Annotated in this window: 16 protein-coding genes; 10 read left to right on the plus strand and 6 right to left on the minus strand. The window is 61.8% G+C overall.

The genetic code is table 11. The annotated features are described in order from the left end of the window. Positions 1-6: 6 nt before the first annotated feature. From BFP99_RS31130 to BFP99_RS31145, 4 genes are all read left to right on the plus strand, one after another. Positions 7-981 carry a 2-hydroxyacid dehydrogenase gene (locus tag BFP99_RS31130; protein ID WP_065924245.1) on the plus strand — a complete coding sequence of 325 codons (975 nt, stop codon included), beginning with the start codon at positions 7-9 and terminating at the stop codon, positions 979-981. 99 nt (positions 982-1080) lie between these two features. Then, positions 1081-1983, plus strand: coding sequence for a chemotaxis protein CheV (locus BFP99_RS31135; RefSeq protein WP_027604746.1), 903 nt, complete (start codon positions 1081-1083; stop codon positions 1981-1983). Between the two features lie 3 nt (positions 1984-1986). Then, positions 1987-2469 (plus strand): GNAT family N-acetyltransferase, encoded by a 483-nt coding sequence (locus BFP99_RS31140; protein ID WP_065924246.1) that lies wholly within the window; start codon positions 1987-1989, stop codon positions 2467-2469. Positions 2470-2577: 108 nt separating this feature from the next. Then, positions 2578-3321, plus strand: a complete 744-nt coding sequence (locus BFP99_RS31145) for a YkgJ family cysteine cluster protein (protein ID WP_065924247.1) — start codon at positions 2578-2580, stop codon at positions 3319-3321. 30 nt (positions 3322-3351) lie between these two features. Here BFP99_RS31145 and BFP99_RS31150 read toward each other — a convergent pair whose 3' ends face one another. Then, the gene (locus BFP99_RS31150; RefSeq protein ID WP_065924248.1) at positions 3352-4134 is read right to left on the minus strand and encodes a transporter substrate-binding domain-containing protein; all 783 of its coding nucleotides are present in this window, start codon (positions 4132-4134) and stop codon (positions 3352-3354) included. Positions 4135-4300: 166 nt separating this feature from the next. Further along, the gene (locus tag BFP99_RS31155) at positions 4301-4534 is read right to left on the minus strand and encodes a hypothetical protein (RefSeq protein ID WP_027604750.1); all 234 of its coding nucleotides are present in this window, start codon (positions 4532-4534) and stop codon (positions 4301-4303) included. 213 nt (positions 4535-4747) lie between these two features. On the opposite strand from BFP99_RS31155, the gene BFP99_RS31160 reads away from it, so the two are divergent. From BFP99_RS31160 to BFP99_RS31185, 6 genes are all read left to right on the plus strand, one after another. Continuing rightward, positions 4748-5914 carry an efflux RND transporter periplasmic adaptor subunit gene (locus tag BFP99_RS31160; RefSeq protein ID WP_065948996.1) on the plus strand — a complete coding sequence of 389 codons (1167 nt, stop codon included), beginning with the start codon at positions 4748-4750 and terminating at the stop codon, positions 5912-5914. After that, positions 5911-9006 (plus strand): multidrug efflux RND transporter permease subunit, encoded by a 3096-nt coding sequence (locus tag BFP99_RS31165; protein WP_065948997.1) that lies wholly within the window; start codon positions 5911-5913, stop codon positions 9004-9006. Before BFP99_RS31160 ends, BFP99_RS31165 begins: the two co-directional genes overlap by 4 nt. 31 nt (positions 9007-9037) lie before the next feature. After that, positions 9038-9715: a heavy metal response regulator transcription factor gene (locus BFP99_RS31170; protein WP_027604753.1), complete on the plus strand. Its 678-nt coding sequence runs from the start codon at positions 9038-9040 to the stop codon at positions 9713-9715. Next, positions 9705-11069 (plus strand): heavy metal sensor histidine kinase, encoded by a 1365-nt coding sequence (locus tag BFP99_RS31175; protein WP_065948998.1) that lies wholly within the window; start codon positions 9705-9707, stop codon positions 11067-11069. Before BFP99_RS31170 ends, BFP99_RS31175 begins: the two co-directional genes overlap by 11 nt. Before the next feature lie 287 nt (positions 11070-11356). Continuing rightward, positions 11357-12685, plus strand: a complete 1329-nt coding sequence (locus BFP99_RS31180; protein WP_065948999.1) for an OprD family porin — start codon at positions 11357-11359, stop codon at positions 12683-12685. An 86-nt stretch (positions 12686-12771) separates the two neighbouring features. Continuing rightward, positions 12772-14265, plus strand: a complete 1494-nt coding sequence (locus BFP99_RS31185) for a sensor domain-containing diguanylate cyclase (protein WP_065949000.1) — start codon at positions 12772-12774, stop codon at positions 14263-14265. Between the two features lie 106 nt (positions 14266-14371). Here BFP99_RS31185 and lpxC read toward each other — a convergent pair whose 3' ends face one another. From lpxC to BFP99_RS31205, 4 genes are all read right to left on the minus strand, one after another. After that, the gene (gene lpxC, locus BFP99_RS31190) at positions 14372-15283 is read right to left on the minus strand and encodes a UDP-3-O-acyl-N-acetylglucosamine deacetylase (RefSeq protein ID WP_003171886.1); all 912 of its coding nucleotides are present in this window, start codon (positions 15281-15283) and stop codon (positions 14372-14374) included. A 112-nt stretch (positions 15284-15395) separates the two neighbouring features. After that, positions 15396-16601: a cell division protein FtsZ gene (ftsZ, locus tag BFP99_RS31195; RefSeq protein WP_017526184.1), complete on the minus strand. Its 1206-nt coding sequence runs from the start codon at positions 16599-16601 to the stop codon at positions 15396-15398. 66 nt (positions 16602-16667) lie between these two features. Further along, on the minus strand, positions 16668-17930 hold the full coding sequence (ftsA, locus tag BFP99_RS31200) for a cell division protein FtsA (protein WP_027604757.1): 1263 nt from the start codon (positions 17928-17930) through the stop codon (positions 16668-16670). Between the two features lie 15 nt (positions 17931-17945). Then, complete coding sequence (locus tag BFP99_RS31205; RefSeq protein WP_027604758.1) at positions 17946-18815, minus strand: cell division protein FtsQ/DivIB; 870 nt, start codon at positions 18813-18815, stop codon at positions 17946-17948. Between the last annotated feature and the right edge of the window lie 2 nt (positions 18816-18817).

Genomic DNA, 18817 nt, shown 5'->3' on the forward strand with positions numbered 1-18817 from the left:
CCTGCAATGAAAAAGACCGTCCTCGCCTTCAGCCGTGTCACCCCGCAAATGATCGAACGCCTGCAACAGGATTTCGACGTGATCGCGCCCAACCCCAAGCTGGGCGACATCAACGCTCAATTCAATGAAGCCCTGCCCCACGCCCACGGTTTGATCGGCGTGGGTCGCAAGCTGGGCCGCGCGCAGCTCGAAGGCGCGGGCAAGCTGGAGGTGGTGTCCAGCGTGTCGGTGGGCTACGACAACTACGATGTGCCGTACTTCAACGAGCGCGGGATCATGCTCACCAACACCCCCGACGTACTGACCGAAAGCACTGCCGACCTGGCCTTCGCCCTGCTGATGAGCAGCGCGCGCCGGGTGGCCGAGCTGGACGCCTGGACCAAGGCCGGCCAATGGAAAGCCAGCGTCGGCGCGCCGCTGTTTGGCTGTGACGTGCATGGCAAGACCCTCGGTATCGTTGGCATGGGCAATATCGGCGCGGCCGTGGCCCGGCGTGGGCGCCTGGGCTTCAATATGCCGATCCTGTACAGCGGCAACAGCCGCAAGACCAAGCTGGAACAGGAACTGGGCGCGCAATTGCGCAGCCTCGACCAGTTGCTGGCCGAGGCGGATTTCGTCTGCCTGGTGGTGCCGTTGAGCGACAAGACCCGCCACCTGATCAGCACCCGCGAGTTGGGTCTGATGAAGTCCAGCGCGATTCTGATCAATATCTCCCGTGGTCCGGTGGTCGACGAACCGGCGCTGATCCAGGCCCTGCAAAACCAGACCATTCGCGGTGCCGGGCTGGATGTGTATGAGCAGGAGCCGTTGGCCGAGTCGCCGCTGTTCCAACTGAGCAACGCGGTGACCCTGCCGCATATCGGTTCGGCGACCCATGAAACCCGCGAAGCCATGGCCAACCGCGCGCTGGACAACCTGCGCAGCGCCCTGCTGGGCCAGCGTCCGCAGGACCTGGTGAACCCGCAGGTGTGGAAGGGCTGACACGGGCCCGGCCCGACACAAAATCGGGTTAAAGCCTGGCTCTCCCGAGTCGATAACCCTCAATAGAAGTTCGTCATCCCTGATCCACAGAAGGTTTTTATGTCCACCACCAAAGCCCGCGCAGACTCACTCTCGCTTCTGCTCTTTACCTTGCGCAGCGGCAAGCTGATGGCCATCAACCTGCTGAAAGTCAGCGAGATCATCCCTTGCCCGCCGCTGACCAAGCTGCCGGAGTCTCATCCCCACGTCAAAGGCATCGCCACCCTGCGTGGCAATTCGTTGGCGGTGATCGACCTGAGTCGCGCCCTGGGGGAAATGCCCCTGGAAGACCCGAACGGAGGCTGCCTGATCGTCACCGACGTGAGCCGTTCCAAGCAGGGCCTGCATGTGCAGGCCGTCAGTAAGATCGTGCACTGCCTGACCACCGATATTCGCCCACCGCCCTACGGTTCCGGCGGCAACCGCGCGTTTATCACCGGGGTAACCCAAGTGGAAGGCGGCCTGGTGCAGGTGCTGGACATCGAAAAAGTCATCCACGGCATCGCCCCGGCGCCGATTGAAGCGGCGCCTACCGACCTGACCATGGAAGAGGCGGAAGTGCTCGGCAATGCGCGGATCCTGGTGGTGGATGACAGCCAGGTCGCCCTGCAGCAATCGGTGCACACCCTGCGCAACCTCGGCCTGACCTGCCACACCGCGCGCAGCGCCAAGGAAGCCATCGATGTGCTGCTGGAGCTGCAAGGCACCGCCGCGCAGATCAATGTGGTGGTGTCGGACATCGAGATGTCCGAAATGGACGGTTATGCCCTGACCCGCACCCTGCGTGAAACCCCGGACTTCCAGGATCTCTACGTGCTGCTGCATACCTCCCTGGACAGCGCGATGAACAGCGAAAAGGCGCGCCTGGCCGGTGCCAACGCGGTGCTGACCAAGTTCTCCTCGCCCGAACTGACCAAATGCCTGGTGGTCGCCGCCCAGACCGTGGCGCAACAGGGGCTGTAACCGGTGGCGGAGCATTTCCAACTGCTGCGCCGCGACCTCACCGGCAGCCTGCCTGCACCTCAATGGCCGGCCCATACGCAGTTGGATCACTACCGCGACGAGCTGGCCCCGGCGATCCATGCGGTGCTGCGCATGACCCAGGAGCAAGGGGGAGGCCGCGTTCCTCATCTGCACGCCTGGCAGCATCTGTTTGTCAGCGACGCCGAATTCGATCCCACGCTGTGCCTGGTGGCCAGCAATGGCGATGGCATTCTCGGCGTGGCGCAGTGCTGGACCAGCGCGTTTATCAAGAACCTGTCCGTGCATCCTTGCGCTCAAGGCCAAGGCTTGGGCCGCGCATTGCTGCTGCACTGCTTCCAGGTGTTCAAGCAGCGTGGCGAACCCTATGTCGACCTCAAGGTGCTGGAGAGCAACCGGCGCGCCCGACAACTGTACGAAAGCGCGGGCATGGTCTTTGTGTTGCGGGATGTGGTCGCCGAGGACTGACAGGCGCTGGCGCATAACTTGCTTCCAGAGCAGCACAACGGTGGATAGAGGTAAAAACCCGTCACTGTTCCTGTGTGCCCTCTGACCTAGCCTGGTGACAGATCCGCCATGAACACCCATTTTTCCTGCGTCGGTTGCGGCAAATGCTGCAGCGATCACCACGTCCCCCTGACCCTCCAGGAAGCCCGCCAATGGGCGGCTGACGGCGGTAACGTCATCGTTCTGGTGGAGGGTTTCCTGAGCAATGGCCTGGGCCTGCCTCAGCAGCAGCGCGAACATGCCGAGCGCCGTTCGGTGGTGGTGCCCAGCGGCAACACCGAGGCGTTTGTGGCAATCACCTTTGCCGCCTACAACGCCGGGCGCTGCCGGAATCTTGACGCAGACAACCTATGCCGCATCTACGAGCGCCGCCCGTTGGTGTGCCGCATCTACCCGATGGAGATCAACCCCCATATCCCGCTCAACCCCGCCGCCAAGGATTGCCCGCCGGAATCCTGGGAACAGGGCCCGGCGTTGATCGTCGGGGGTGAATTGATGGACCAGGAACTGGTGGAGCTGATCCAACGCTCGCGCCAGGCCGACCGAGACGACGTGCAGACCAAGGAGGCGGTGTGCGCCTTGCTCGGCATTCGCACCACGGCCCTCAAGGGCGATGGGTTTACCGCGTATCTGCCGGACATGGGCGCGTTTGCCCAGGCGATTGAGTTGGCGGTGGACCAGCCGTCCGTGGCCAGTGAGTGGGTGTTTCATGTCTCGGGGATGGACATCGCCGAGCAGATGCTGGATGCCGGGGCGCAGATTGCCACCGAGGTGCCGGCCAACTATGCGTTTATCTCGCTGCGGGCGGCGTAGACCTTAAAGGCCGCCTCGTGCGGCGGTCGATCAGTGCTCGGCAGGAACGGCGTCAAGGCGGTAGGGCTGGATGATCCGCTGGTACTCGCCGCTCTGCTTCAGTTGTTCAAGGGCGCAGTTGAGTTCGTTGCGCAATGCGGTGTCAGGTTTGCGCACTGCGATGGCCACACCATCGCCCAAAAGCTCGGACGAAATGGCAGGGCCGACGAAGTCGAAATCGTGGCCGTCTTCGGTGTCGAGCAAGGCTTCACGAATTTCTACCGTGCCTTGCAGGGTCGCATCAATCTCGCCGGCTTTAAGGCTGCTGACTAATTCATTGTTGAGCCAGAAGCTCTTGACGATGACGCCATTTGGCGCCCACATCGAGCGGGCAAAAGCCTCACGGTTACTTCCCAGCAACACGCCGACACGCTTGCCCTTGAGCGACTTTACCCGCGGCTGCAAGTTGGACATGCGACGGGCCACCAGGCGCGTGGTGAAGGGGTAGAGGTTATCGGTGAAGCCCACCCAGCGTTGCCGTTGCGACGTCGGCGCCATCCCCATGATCGCGTCGAATTTCCTGGCTTCAAGGGAGATGAAATCTTCGGCAAGCACCTGGTCGACCCAGATGCAGCGTGCATTCAACTGCACGCACAGGGCGTTGCCCAACTCGATATTCAAGCCGACCAACTGCCCTTGCGGGTCGCGGCTCTGGAACGGGGGGAACTGTGCAGCAACGGCGAAACGGATTTCACGCAGCGGTGGATCATCGGCCGCAGAGACATCCGCCGCAAGCAACAGGGCAAACACTACACAGATGTGTATCAGAGCCAAGGGAGACGTCCTTTTCCGGAAAGACCAGCATCGCCCTGCTTCCCCCTGAAATCACAGGGGCAGAGCAAAGGCTGTGCAAGCTTTCAAGAAACGGTCGTAGGCCTACAATCAGAAATTTCAGCAGAGGCTGTAGGCAATAATCGACACGATGTGCGACTTGTTAATCTCAGCGTTTACCCATCGAACGACGAGTACCCGGCGGTGCCATGCCTGGCGACTTGGTATGGCCGTTCTTGGCGCCGTTTTTGTACCACGGTTGGGCCGCATTCCTGGCCCCAGCCAACTCACCCGGCTTGAACGGAAACTTGAACGCCGGGATCTCGGCTTTTTCAACGCCTTCGGCGCTGGCCGGATCGACGATGTCGGTCGCTTCAACAGGGGGTTGTGTCGGGGAAGTCATGAAAGCTCCGGGGCGTGCAAAAAATGATGCGGGGCCGGCTTGCGGGCCACACTGGCGCGCAGTATACCTGCGAGCTTCGGATCTTTAACCACCACAGGTACGAATGGTCGGAGTTTGCTGACAGCGCTGTCAGTTAGCCGTCACCGTGCTGACCGGGTTGAAGGGCTATAACGACCGCTCACTCTCCCCATCCTTTGCCCCGGCGCCTCACCCATGCACATTCAACGAAAAACTGCCCTGATCGTGGGTGTCCTCGTGGTCGTGGCGGTTGCAGCCTGGGCGCTGACCCGGCCAGCCAAGGCCAGACTGGCGGCACCCACCGCGATCCCGGTGCGGGTGGTGAGCGTAGCGCAGCAGGACATTCCACGCTTTGTCAGCGGCATCGGCACGGTGCTGTCCCTGCACAGTGTGGTCATTCGCCCGCAGGTCGACGGCATTCTCACCCAATTGCCGGTCAAGGAAGGCCAGTGGGTCAAGGCCGGCGACTTGCTGGCCAGAATCGATGATCGCTCGATCCGCGCCAGCCTCGACCAGGCCAGGGCGCAACTGGGCGAGAGCCAGGCGCAGTTGCAGGTGGCGCTGGTCAACCTCAAGCGCTACAAGGAATTGAGCGTCGACGACGGCGTGTCCAAGCAGACCTACGACCAGCAACAAGCCCTGGTCAACCAACTCAAGGCCACCGTCCAAGGTAACCAGGCCGCCATCGATGCAGCCCAGGTCCAGCTGTCCTACACCCAGATTCGCTCACCGGTCAGTGGCCGCGTCGGTATTCGCAATGTGGATGAAGGCAACTTCCTGCGCACCAGCGATACCCAGGGCCTGTTCTCCGTGACCCAGATCGACCCGATTGCCGTTGAGTTCTCTTTGCCGCAACAGATGCTGCCGACCCTGCAAGGCCTGATCGCCGCGCCTGCCAAGGCCAGCGTCGACGCCTACCTGGGTGCCGACACCGACGGCCAGACCGGTGACCTGCTCGGCGAAGGCCACTTGAGCCTGATCGATAACCAGATCAGCTCCACCACCGGCACCCTGCGCGCCAAGGCCGAGTTCAACAACGCCTCGCAACGCCTGTGGCCGGGGCAACTGGTGACCATCAAGATCCAGACCGCCCTCGACAAAAATGCCTTGGTGGTGCCGCCGACCGTGGTGCAACGCGGCCTGGATTCGCACTTCGTGTACCGGGTCAACGGTGACAAGGTCGATGTGGTGCCGGTGCAAGTCACCTATCAGAACAGCGACGTCAACATTATCAAGGGCGTGCAGGCCGGTGATGTACTGGTCAGTGATGGCCAGTCGCGGCTCAAGGCCGGTGCCCAGGTGGAGGTGCTCAAGGAGCCACCGCAGGTGATCCAGACCGTCGACGCCAAGGTGCAGCCATGAACGGCAGCCGGTCGCCCTCGGCCTGGTGCGTCGACCACCCGGTCGCCACCCTGCTGCTGACGTTTGCCCTGGTGCTGCTCGGGGTCATTGCCTTCCCGCGCCTGGCCATCGCGCCACTGCCGGAGGCGGAATTTCCGACGATCCAGGTCACGGCACAACTGCCTGGCGCCAGCCCGGACACCATGGCCTCCTCGGTGGCGACGCCGCTGGAAGTGCAGTTCAGTGCCATTCCCGGCATGACCCAGATGACCTCCAGCAGTGCCTTGGGCTCAAGCCTGTTGACCCTGCAATTCACCCTCGACAAGAGCATCGACACCGCCGCGCAGGAAGTGCAGGCAGCGATCAACACCGCATCCGGCAAGCTGCCCAGCGACATGCCGAGCCTGCCCACCTGGAAGAAGGTCAACCCGGCGGACAGCCCGGTACTGATCCTCAGTGTCAGCTCCGACAGCATGCCCAGCACCGAGCTGAGTGACTATGTGGAAACCCTGCTGGCTCGGCAGATCAGCCAGATCGACGGCGTCGGCCAGATCAACATTACCGGCCAGCAGCGCCCGGCGATCCGCGTGCAGGCTTCCCCCGACAAACTCGCGGCCATCGGCCTGACCCTGGCCGATATCCGCCTGGCCATCCAGCAATCGAGCCTCAACCTGGCCAAGGGTGCGATCTACGGCGAGAACAGCGTGTCGACCCTGTCGACCAACGACCAACTGTTTCACCCGGAGGACTACGCCCGACTGATCGTGTCCTACAAGGATGGCGCCCCCGTTCAACTGCGCGATATCGCCAAAGTCATCAACGGTTCGGAAAACGCCTACGTGCAGGCCTGGTCCGGCGACACGCCGGGCGTCAATCTGGTGATCTCGCGCCAGCCCGGCGCCAACATTGTCGAGACCGTAGACCGCATCCAGGCCGAACTGCCGCGCCTGCAAGGCATGCTGCCGGCCTCGGTGCAGGTCAGCGTATTGTCTGACCGCACCAAGACCATCCGCGCGTCCCTGCATGAAGTGGAAGTCACCCTGCTGATCGCCATCCTGCTGGTGGTGGCGGTGATGGCGCTGTTCCTGCGCCAGTTGTCGGCGACGCTGATTGTGTCCAGCGTGCTCGGCGTGTCGCTGGTCGCCAGTTTTGCCCTGATGTACCTGATGGGCTTCAGCCTGAACAACCTGACCCTGGTGGCGATCGTGATCGCCGTGGGCTTTGTGGTCGACGATGCCATCGTGGTGGTGGAAAACATTCACCGCCACCTCGAAGCCGGGCTCGACAAGCGCGAAGCGGCGATCAAGGGCGCCGGCGAGATTGGCTTTACCGTGGTGTCCATCAGCTTCTCGCTGGTGGCGGCGTTTATTCCGCTGCTGTTCATGGGCGGTGTGGTCGGACGGCTGTTCAAGGAATTCGCGCTGACGGCCACTTCGACCATCCTGATTTCGGTGGTGGTCTCCTTGACCCTGGCACCGACATTGGCCGCGCTGTTCATGCGCGCCCCGACCCATCCGGCCCACGACAAACCCGGCTTCAGCGAACGCCTGCTGGCCGGCTATGCGCGCAACCTGCGCCGCGCGCTGGCCCATCAGCGCAGCATGGCCGCGCTATTCGTAGTGACCCTGGCCCTGGCCGTGGCCGGCTACGTGTTTATCCCCAAGGGCTTCTTTCCGGTACAGGACACCGGTTTTGTGCTCGGCACCAGCGAAGCGGCGGCCGATGTGTCATACCCGGACATGGTCGCCAAGCACAAGGCCCTGGCTGAGATCGTCAAGGATGACCCGGCGGTGCAGGCGTTTTCCCACTCGGTGGGCGTGACCGGCAGCAACCAGACCATCGCCAACGGGCGCTTCTGGATCGCCTTGAAAGACCGCGGTGATCGCGACGTGTCCGCCAGCCAGTTCATCGACCGCATCCGGCCCAAGCTGGCGAAAGTGCCGGGCATCGTGCTGTACCTGCGCGCGGGGCAGGACATCAACCTCAGCTCCGGCCCCAGCCGCGCCCAGTACCAGTACGTACTCAAGAGCAACGACGGCCCGACACTCAACACCTGGACCCAGCGCCTGACCGAAAAACTGCGCGCCAACCCGGCGTTTCGCGACCTGTCCAACGATCTGCAACTGGGCGGCAGCATCACCCATATCAGCATCGACCGCCAGGCCGCCGCGCGCTTTGGGCTGACCGCCACCGATGTCGACCAGGCGCTCTACGACGCCTTCGGCCAGCGCCAGATCAACGAGTTCCAGACCGAGATCAACCAATACCAGGTGGTGCTGGAGCTGGACAGTCAACAGCGCGGCAAGGCCGAAAGCCTGAACTACTTCTACCTGCGCTCGCCACTGACCAATGAGATGGTGCCGTTGTCGGCAGTGGCCAAGGTCGACGCGCCGACCGTGGGGCCCTTGTCCATCAGCCATGACGGCATGTTCCCCGCCGCCAACCTGTCGTTCAACCTGGCACCCGGTGTGGCGCTGGGTGACGCGGTGATCATGCTCAACCAGGCCAAGAATGAAATCGGCATGCCAACCACCATCATCGGCAACTTCCAGGGCGCGGCCCAGGCGTTCCAGAGTTCGCTGGCCAGCCAGCCCTGGCTGATCCTCGCGGCGCTGGTGGCTGTCTACATCATTCTGGGTGTGTTGTATGAGAGCTTCGTGCACCCGCTGACGATTATCTCCACCTTGCCCTCGGCGGGGCTGGGCGCGCTGATCATGCTGTCGCTGATGGGCCAGGACTTTTCGATCATGGCGCTGATCGGCCTGGTGCTGCTGATCGGCATCGTGAAGAAGAACGGCATCCTGATGATCGACTTCGCCCTGGACGCCCAGCGGGTACGCGGGCTGCCGCCGGAAGAGGCAATCTATGAAGCCTGCATCACGCGGTTCCGGCCGATCATCATGACCACCCTCGCCGCCCTGCTGGGCGCGGTACCGTTGATGCTCGGCGCTGGCCCTGGCGCGGAAATGCGCCAGCCCCTGGGCATCGCGGTGGTCGGCGGCTTGCTGGTGAGCCAGGCGCTGACGCTGTTCACCACACCGGTCATATACTTGTACCTTGAGAAATTTTTCCACCGGCCCAAACCAGCGGCTGAGCTGGCAACCACACATTGAGGCCAAGGCACCGCCCTGGAGCAAAAGGCTCATGCGCGTACTGATTGTTGAAGATGAAGAAAAAACCGCCGATTACCTGCACCGAGGCCTGACGGAGCAAGGCTACGCCGTCGATGTGGCGCGCGAGGGCGTCGAGGGCCTGCACCTGGCGCTGGAGAACGATTACGCGGTGATCGTGCTCGACGTGATGCTGCCCGGCCTCGATGGCTTTGGCGTGCTGAGGGCGTTGCGTGCGCGCAAACAGACACCGGTGATCATGCTGACCGCCCGCGAGCGCGTGGAAGACCGTATCCGCGGCCTGCGCGAAGGCGCCGACGATTATCTTGGCAAACCGTTTTCCTTCCTCGAACTGGTGGCGCGCCTGCAAGCCCTGACCCGCCGCAGCGGCGGCCACGAGCCGGTGCAAGTGACCGTTGCCGACCTGTGGATCGACCTGATCAGCCGCAAGGCCAGCCGCAATGGCGTGCGCCTGGACCTGACCGCCAAGGAGTTCTCGCTGCTCAGCGTATTGGCGCGGCGCCAGGGCGAGATCCTCTCCAAGACCTCGATTGCAGAAATGGTCTGGGACATCAATTTCGACAGTGACGCCAACGTCGTGGAAGTGGCGATCAAGCGCCTGCGCGCCAAGCTTGACGGGCCGTTCGAACACAAGCTGCTGCACACCATTCGCGGCATGGGTTATGTGCTGGAGAATCGCAGTGTCGGCTAATTCCATTGCGCTGCGCCTCAGCAGCATGTTCACCCTGGTGGCGGCGCTGATATTCCTGTTGATCGGCGGCGCGCTGTATCAGCAGGTGGATCGCAGCCTGGGCTTGCTGCCAGGGGCGGAGCTGGATGCGCGCTACAGCGTGTTGGAATCCTCTGTGAACCGCTTCGGCACGCCGGACCATTGGGTGAAGATTCAAGCCAAGCTCAAATTATTGGGTGAGGAAGACAAGCGTATCCGCTTCTGGGTCGTCAGCAGCGATCCGAACTACGAGTACGGCAACCCCGATGCGCGGATCCGCACCTTCGCCGAAGGCCCGACGGGCAAGCGCGACCTGCACCTGCCGGGGCGCGAATACCCGTTCAAAGTGCTGGTGAGCCAGTTCCCGGCCAAGGACCAACGCCCGCCGCTGCGTTTCATGATCGCCATCGACACTGAGAACTTCCGCGCGACCCAGCACCATCTGCTGGTGGCACTGGTCAGCCTGGCGCTGGTCGGCGTGGCGCTGGCGGCGCTGCTGGGGTTCTGGGTGTCGCGCATTGGCCTCAAGCCGCTGGGCAAACTCTCGGATGAAGCACAGAAGCTGGCGCCGCCGAAGCTCTCCGGGCGCCTGCAACTGTCACCGCTGCCGCCGGAGCTGAGCCAGTTCGTCAACTCGTTCAACTCCACCCTGGACCGCGTGGAGCAGGCCTACTCGCGCCTGGAGTCGTTCAACGCCGACGTCGCCCACGAACTGCGCTCGCCACTCACCAACCTGATCGGCCAGACCCAGGTCGCCCTGACGCGCGGGCGTTCGGCCGAGCATTATTTCGAGGTGCTGCAATCCAACCTCGAGGAATTGGAACGCCTGCGCTCGATCATCAACGACATGCTGTTCCTCGCCAGCGCCGACCAGGGCAGCAAGGCCACCAAGCTGATTGAAAGCTCATTGGCCGACGAGGTAGCCACCACCCTCGACTACCTGGACTTCATCCTCGAAGACGCCCAGGTCCGGGTGCAGGTCCACGGCGACGCCCAGGTACAGATCGAAAAAGCCCACCTGCGCCGCGCCCTGATCAATCTGTTGAGCAATGCCGTGCAGCACACCGCGCCCGGGCAGGTGATCGACGTGAACATTGAAGTGCTGGAGCATCAGGTAGCCATCGGCGTGACCAACCCTGGCGATGTGATTGCCAGCGAACACCTGCCCCGGCTGTTCGAACGTTTCTATCGAGTGGATGCGTCGCGCAGCAACAGCGGGGCGAATCACGGTTTGGGGCTGGCGATCGTCAAGGCGATTGCGCTGATGCATGGCGGTGATGTGTTCGTGCGCAGCGATGTCAGCGGCAATACCTTTGGCATCACTCTGCCGGTCTAGACATCTCCCCCATGGCCCCAGCATCACTGTTGCTGTTTTGGCAACAGTCATTATCTTGTTACACTCTGTATCGCAGCGCTCGCCTGCGTTAATTTGACGCATCGATGAGCGCGACGGCAAAGGCAGCTTACCCGCTTACCCGAATTTCCCTCGACTTATTTCCAGGGCTCTACACTGGGAATCTGTCTTAAAGCCGCTGACTTCAGCGGCTTTTTTTTGCGCTAAAAAAAGGCCAGGCACACCCCCACGACACTGGCCGTTTTCGATTGACCAAAGGAGCTCCACCGGTGAAGAACTCGCTGACGTTCACCCCGTTATTCCTCGCGATTGCAGCAACGATCGTTCCCCTTGCCCACGCGGCAGACACTACCGCCGCCGACGGATTCGTCGAAGGCTCGCACCTCAACATCAACACCCGCAACTACTACATGAACCGCGACCGTCGCGACATCCACATCGATGACAGCAAGGAATGGGGCCAGGGTTTTATAGGCACCTTCGAATCCGGCTACACACAGGGCACCGTCGGCTTCGGCCTGGACGCCCACGCCATGCTCGGCCTCAAGCTCGACGGCGGTGGCGGCACCGACGGTTCCAGCATCCTTCCCTACGGCAGCACTGACGGCAGCGGCAAAGCGCCCGGTTCGTTTTCCACCGCAGGGGGCACCTTGAAGATGCGCGCCTTCGATACCGAGTTGAAGGCCGGCGACCTGTTCCTCAACAACCCGGTGATCGCCGGCGGCATGACGCGCATGCTGCCGCAGACTTTCCGTGGCGTGAGCCTGAGCAACCACAGTTTCGACGGCTGGATGCTCGAAGGCGGCCAGGCCAGCTTCACCAAGCTCTACAACCAGAGCGGCCACCGACGCATCGGCACCAGCTATGGCGCATTGCCGAGCAACGCTGACAGCCAGCACATGAATTGGGCGGGCGTGTCGTTCAGCGGCATCCCGGGAGTGACCAGCAACCTGTACGCTTCCGAACTCAAGGACGTGTGGCACCAGTACTACTACGACCTGGACTACACCTACGCGCTGAACGACCTGGTCAGCCTCAACCCGGGCCTGCACTACTACCACACCCAGGACACCGGCCAGTCGCTGCTCGGGGATATCGACAACAACACCTACAGCCTGCACTTCACCGTCGGCGTGGGTCACCACAGCGTCACCGCCGCCTACCAGCGGGTCAACGGCAACACGCCGTTCGACTACATCAGCCAAGGCGACAGCGTGTACCTGGACAACTCCCAGCAATACTCGGACTTCAACGGTCCCAATGAGCGCTCATGGAAGCTCAAGTACGCCTACGACTTCGCCGGCCTCGGCATGCCTGGCCTTACCTCGGCGGTGTCCTACATCAGCGGTAAGACCGATCTGACCAAAGTCGACCCGCAAAGCCGTGGCTACAGTGCCTGGTACAGCGCTGACGGCAAGGACGCCAAGCACTGGGAACGGGATATCGATTTGAAGTATGTGGTGCAGGGTGGCAAGGCCAAGGATTTGGCCGTGCGCCTGCAATGGGCGACCAATCGCGGCAGTCATGGCTACTCGGCGGTAGACCGGGATGTGGATGAATACCGGGTGATCGTCGACTACCCGATCAACGTGTTCTAACGCGTAGATCTTTCTTTTTAACCGAGTATTTAATTTTCATCGGGTAGAACTAAACTGCCAGCATCCACATCGCTGAAGTCTGCCCGATGAGCCAACGCCATGTCCGTATCCTGCCCGCACGCCCAGAACTGTTAATGGTTTTGGGCAGCGGTATCACTGTTGTCTTGATCGTGGTCATCGTCGCAGCGTTGCTGATCCGCGAACACGCCAGCACCCTGCAGGCCGCTACGCGCTCAACCACCAATATTGCGCAGTTGATCAACGCCGACGTGCTACGGAACGTCGAGCTCTACGACCTGGCACTCAAAGGGTTGATTGCCGCCAAACAACGCGAAGACCTGGCCCAGGTTGCGGCGAATATCCAGCACCTGGTGCAGTTTGACTTGTCCACTGCCGCACCTTTCAAGGGTGAAGTGCTGTTATTGGACGCCAATGGTGCGGTGATCGCCGATTCTTCCACCCTGCAGCCCACCCCGCGCAATTTTGCCAATCGCGATTACTTCCAGGTGCATACCAAGGACGCCCAGGCCGGCTTGTATATCAGCCGACCGTTCAAGATCCACTGCGATTGCGACCAGGTCTGGCGCATGGCGTTCAGTCGGCGCGTATCAGGCCCCAATGGTGAATTTGCCGGCGTTGCCGTTGCAACCATGCGCCTGGCGTACTTCGATCAGCTTTTCAGTACGCTCACCATCGGCAACGGCAGCAGCGTCAACCTGCTGAGCAACCGAGGCATTTTGCTCGCCCAGCAACCGCTGCTGGAGCGCGACATGATCGACAAGGACCTGAGCGAACGTCCTAACTTCAAGCGCATGCTGCGCGAAGGCAGTGGCAGCTTCCAGGCCATCTCTGCCATCAGCGGCAAGGAGCGCCTGTACACCTTCACCAATGTCGGAGACCTGCCGCTGATCGTGGTAGTAGCCCTGTCCAGTGAAGATGTATTCGCCCCCTGGAAGCGCGCCGCACTGCTGACCAGTGGCGCCACGGGCATCCTGTGTATCGGCTTGTTATGGCTGACCTGGATGCTGCGCCGGGAACTGCGCCGCCGTTATCGCGCAGAGCGCGTACTGTCAGAACTGGCAGCCACCGACGCCCTGACCGGCCTGGCCAACCGCCGCATCCTCGACGAACGCCTGCGCCTTGAATGGGACCGCGCGCAACGTTCGCTCGAACCACTGACCGTGCTGATGATCGACGTGGACCACTTCAAGGCCTTCAACGACCGCCACGGCCATCATGGTGGCGATGCAGCACTGCGCACGGTGGCCCAGGTTATCAGCGCCAATATCCGCCGCCCTGCCGACCTCGCAGCGCGTTACGGCGGCGAGGAGTTCGCGGTGGTGCTGCCCAATACGGACGCCAAGGGCGCGTGGGTCATCGCCGAGCATATCCGCAGCAGCATCGAACATTTGCCGCGGGTGGCGGGGGATGAGCAGCCGATCACGGCGAGCATCGGCATGAGCACCCGGGACAAGCGCAGCCGGATGTCCCTGGAGGCCTTGCTGCTCAGTGCGGACCGCGCGTTGTATGAGGCCAAGCACACGGGGCGCAATCGGATTGTGGATGCCAGTGAGGGGTGATGATCGCCCCCACGCTGCGCATGGGAACGAGGGAGGCGCGTCACAGACACATAAAAAAAGGCCACCCGAAGGCAGCCTTTAAAAACTAAAGAAAGAGAGTTGTTACTTACACCGCCGCAACGGGACGCATGTAAGAGATCGGTGCGGTGCTGGCATCTTCGAAGGTCACGACTTCCCAAGCGTCTGTCTGCTCAATCAACTTGCGCAGCAGCTGGTTGTTAAGGGCGTGGCCCGACTTGAAGCCTTTGAACTCGCCTATCAGGCTATTGCCCAGCAGGTAGAGGTCACCGATTGCATCGAGGATCTTGTGCTTCACGAATTCGTCTTCATAGCGAAGGCCGTCTTCGTTCAGTACACCATCCGCGTCGACCACAATGGCGTTTTCAACGCTGCCGCCGAGTGCGAGGTTGTGCTTGCGCAGGTACTCGATGTCACTCATGAAACCAAAGGTACGGGCGCGGCTGACTTCTTTTACGAACGAAGTGCTGGAAAAATCCACGCTTGCACTCTGGGTGCGGTCACGGAATACCGGGTGATCGAAATCGATCTCAAAGCTCACTTTAAAGCCTTCGAACGGGACGAAGGTGGCGCGCTTGTCGCCGTCTTCTACTGTCACTTCCCGCAGAATGCGTATGAACTTCTTGGCTGCGTCCTGTTCTTCCAGGCCGGCAGATTGAATCAAGAATACGAAGGGTCCAGCGCTGCCATCCATGATCGGGACTTCGGACGCGGAGAGCTCGACGTAGGCGTTATCGATGCCCAAACCGGCCATGGCCGAGAGCAAGTGCTCCACCGTGTCCACTTTGACGTCACCGTTGACCAACGTGGTCGACATCGTGGTTTCGCCAACATTTTCCGCGCGAGCAGGAATCTGCACCACAGGGTCCAGGTCGGCACGCACAAACACGATGCCGGTGTCGACAGGTGCAGGCTTGAGGGTCAGGTATACCTTCTCCCCGGAGTGCAGACCTACACCTGTGGCACGAATAATATTCTTCAGGGTGCGTTGTTTAATCATGGCTTGGACCGCTTCAGCGCAAATTGCGAACTGGTATCAACAAAGGCTGGCGATAATAGCAGACCAGACCTTTGCTGAACACCAATCACCTTCATAGCCCTGATACATTCCATTAATCGGCCTGACGACGCAGGAATGCCGGGATGTCCAGGTAGTCCAGATCATCTTGCGGATTCGGGCTACGGGACGCCGCAGCACCGGCCTGAGCCTGGTTGCGCATCACGGTCGGACGATCCAGGTCACGGTAGTTCACCGACGGCAGTTCCTGGCGCGAAGGCGCTGGAGCGGCAGCCGCTTGGCTCGCGTGGCTGGCCTGGCTGTTATGCAGGGTGTTGTCGATGACCTTCACAGGCTTCTCGATTTTCGCGCCCAGGCCGGTGGCAACCACGGTCACGTGCAGCTCGTCGCGCATGTCCGGGTCGATAACGGTACCGACCTTGACCATGGCGTGCTCGGAAGCGAAGGCTTCGATGATGCTACCCACGTCGGAGTACTCACCCAGGGACAGGTCAGGACCGGCGGTGATATTCACCAGGATGCCGCGTGCGCCTTGCAGGTTCACGTCTTCCAGCAACGGGTTGCGGATGGCCGCTTCAGTGGCTTCGCGTGCACGGTTCGGACCGCTGGCGCAGCCAGTGCCCATCATCGCCATGCCCATTTCGCTCATGACAGTACGGACGTCGGCAAAGTCGACGTTGATCATGCCCGGGCGCTTGATGATGTCGGAGATACCGCGAACGGCCCCGGCCAGTACATCGTCAGCCTTGGCGAATGCGGACAGCAGGCTCGCGTCCTTGCCCAGGATGGTCAGCAGCTTCTCGTTGGGAATGGTGATCAACGAGTCGACGCTTTCAGACAGCAGACGGATACCTTCGTCGGCGATCTGCATGCGCTTGCGGCCTTCGAACGGGAACGGACGGGTCACGACCGCAACCGTCAGAATCCCCATTTCCTTGGCCACTTCGGCAATGATCGGCGCTGCACCGGTACCGGTACCGCCACCCATGCCCGTGGTGATGAACACCATGTTGGTGCCCTGCAGCACTTCGGCAATACGCTCGCGGTCTTCCAGGGCGGCTTGACGGCCGACTTCCGGATTGGCGCCGGCGCCGAGGCCCTTGGTCACGGCTGTACCCAATTGCAGGATGGTCCGCGCGCCGATGCTTTTCAGCGCCTGGGCGTCAGTGTTGGCGCAGATGAATTCAACGCCTTCAATGTTGCTCTTGACCATATGGTTGACAGCGTTGCCGCCGCCACCGCCGACACCGATCACTTTGATGACCGGGCTGGCGGGGATGTTGTCTACGAGTTCGAACATGTTCCCTCTCCTTTCGTTTTCTCTAGTTTTTTCGCCTACTACTTGAAACGGTGTTGCGGTAAATCTTTAGAAATTGCCTTTGACCCACGCCTGCAGCCGCTCGAACAACGGCGCCTTGGCCTCGTCGTCGCTGCGGTAGCTGTCACGGTTGCTCGGGCCCGACAGGGAAATGCCGTCGGTCTGCTTTTGCAGCCCGTACAACAGCAAGCCCACACCGGTGGAATAAATCGGGTTGCGCACCACGTCGCCCAGGCCTTTGACGCCATGGGGAACACCCAGGCGGACCGGCATGTGGAAGATTTCCTCTGCCAGTTCGACCGCGCCTTCCATCTTCGAGGTGCCACCGGTCAGCACGATGCCGGCCGGGATCAAATCTTCGTAGCCGCTGCGACGCAGTTCAGCCTGGATCAGGGTGAACAGCTCGTCGTAGCGCGGCTCGACCACTTCGGCCAGGGCCTGGCGCGACAGCTCACGCGGTGGACGGTCGCCCACGCTTGGCACCTTGATGGTTTCACCGGCACCGGCCAGCTTGGCCAGGGCGCAGGCGTAGCGGATCTTGATTTCTTCGGCGTACTGGGTCGGCGTACGCAGCGCCATGGCGATGTCGTTGGTCACCTGGTCGCCGGCAATCGGGATCACGGCGGTGTGACGAATAGCACCCTCGGTGAAGATCGCGATGTCGGTGGTGCCGCCGCCGATGTCCACCAGGCATACGCCCAGTTCTTTTTCGTCGTCGGTCAGTACCGAATACGCGGAGGCAAGCTGCTCGAGAATGATGTCGTCGATTTCCAGGCCGCAGCGGCGCACGCATTTTTCAATGTTCTGCGCGGCGTTGACGGCACAGGTCACCACGTGGACCTTGGCTTCCAGACGCACGCCCGACATGCCCAGGGGCTCGCGGACGCCTTCCTGGTTATCGATCACGTAGTCCTGCGGCAGGGTGTGCAGCACGCGCTGGTCAGCCGGGATCGCCACGGCCTGGGCGGCGTCGAGGACGCGCTCAAGGTCGGCGGCGCTGACTTCGCGGTCGCGAATCGCCACGATGCCGTGGGAGTTCAGGCTGCGGATATGGTTGCCCGCCACGCCGACGAACGCCGAGTGAATCCGGCAACCGGCCATCAGCTGCGCTTCTTCGATGGCGCGCTGGATCGATTGCACGGTGGACTCGATGTTGACCACCACGCCCTTCTTCAGGCCACGGGACGGATGCGTGCCAATACCGACGATTTCGATCGTGCCGTCTTCCCCGACCTCGCCCACCAGCGCCACCACCTTGGAGGTGCCGATATCGAGACCGACGATCATTTTGCCGCTTTGCACGTTTGCCATGGGTCCTGCCTCTTCTTAATTCTTCGCGACAGCGGGTTGCGCTGCCGTGGGCGCAGCCGGTTCACGCCAGCCGACGGCAAGGCCGTTGGCGTAACGCAGGTCGACGCTCGCAATGTTCGTAATCTGTTCTTTCAAGGTCTTGTCATAGATGGCGATGAAGCGGCGCATCTTTTCCACCAAGCGGTCGCGTCCCAGCAACAACTGGATGCCCGGGCCGGAACTGCCTGCCCCGGTCGTCAAAAACCAGCTACCCCGTTCACGCAATTCCAGGCGTGCAATGGAGAAGCCCATTGGCCGCAGCATCTGGCTCAAGGCCTGGTACTGCTGCATCACTTGCTGCTGCGCCCGCTGCGGCCCGAACAGCTGCGGCAGGTGCTCGTAATTGGCCAGCTCACGCGGGGTGAACGCCTGGCCCTGGTTGTTCAACAGCGCCTCATCGCCCCAACGGGCCACGGGGAGCTGTTCTTCCAGGCGGATCGTCACCTGGTCCGGCCAGACGCGGCGGACTTCGGCGTGGGCGATCCACGGCATCTGTTCCAGCTCCCGGCGCATACCCGCCAGGTCAATGGTGAAGAAGCTCGCCGCCAGGAACGGGCCGATACGCTGCTGCACCGCTTGCTGGCTGATGTAGCTCAAATCGCCCTGTACGCTGATCTTGGTGATCGGCCGGTCGGCATAGGGCAATAGACGCTGCGCGCCCTCGTAAGTGCCGAAGCCCAGCACCACCAGCATCACCGGCCAGAACAGCGCCTTGAGGAAACCAAAGTTGGCTTTCGGCAGGCGCGCCGACATCGGCTCTTTAGCCACCATTCGACTGGCACCCCGTGGCACCGGCTTGCGGCTCGGTGCTTGTGGGGGCTGATGACGAAGCGATGCGCCTTTCATGT

Source organism: Pseudomonas sp. 1 R 17 (assembly GCF_900067035.1).
Taxonomy (GTDB): Bacteria; Pseudomonadota; Gammaproteobacteria; order Pseudomonadales; family Pseudomonadaceae; genus Aquipseudomonas; species Aquipseudomonas marginalis.

Coding starts and splice junctions, on each gene's coding strand:
- BFP99_RS31165 (WP_065948997.1), top strand. CDS start 5,911: ATGAACGGCAGCCGGTCGCCCTCGGCCTGGTGCGTCGACCACCCGGTC.
- ftsA (WP_027604757.1), bottom strand. CDS start 17,930: ATGGCAAACGTGCAAAGCGGCAAAATGATCGTCGGTCTCGATATCGGC.
- BFP99_RS31185 (WP_065949000.1), top strand. CDS start 12,772: ATGAGCCAACGCCATGTCCGTATCCTGCCCGCACGCCCAGAACTGTTA.
- BFP99_RS31170 (WP_027604753.1), top strand. CDS start 9,038: ATGCGCGTACTGATTGTTGAAGATGAAGAAAAAACCGCCGATTACCTG.
- ftsZ (WP_017526184.1), bottom strand. CDS start 16,601: ATGTTCGAACTCGTAGACAACATCCCCGCCAGCCCGGTCATCAAAGTG.
- BFP99_RS31155 (WP_027604750.1), bottom strand. CDS start 4,534: ATGACTTCCCCGACACAACCCCCTGTTGAAGCGACCGACATCGTCGAT.
- lpxC (WP_003171886.1), bottom strand. CDS start 15,283: ATGATTAAACAACGCACCCTGAAGAATATTATTCGTGCCACAGGTGTA.
- BFP99_RS31145 (WP_065924247.1), top strand. CDS start 2,578: ATGAACACCCATTTTTCCTGCGTCGGTTGCGGCAAATGCTGCAGCGAT.
- BFP99_RS31160 (WP_065948996.1), top strand. CDS start 4,748: ATGCACATTCAACGAAAAACTGCCCTGATCGTGGGTGTCCTCGTGGTC.
- BFP99_RS31135 (WP_027604746.1), top strand. CDS start 1,081: ATGTCCACCACCAAAGCCCGCGCAGACTCACTCTCGCTTCTGCTCTTT.
- BFP99_RS31130 (WP_065924245.1), top strand. CDS start 7: ATGAAAAAGACCGTCCTCGCCTTCAGCCGTGTCACCCCGCAAATGATC.
- BFP99_RS31205 (WP_027604758.1), bottom strand. CDS start 18,815: ATGAAAGGCGCATCGCTTCGTCATCAGCCCCCACAAGCACCGAGCCGC.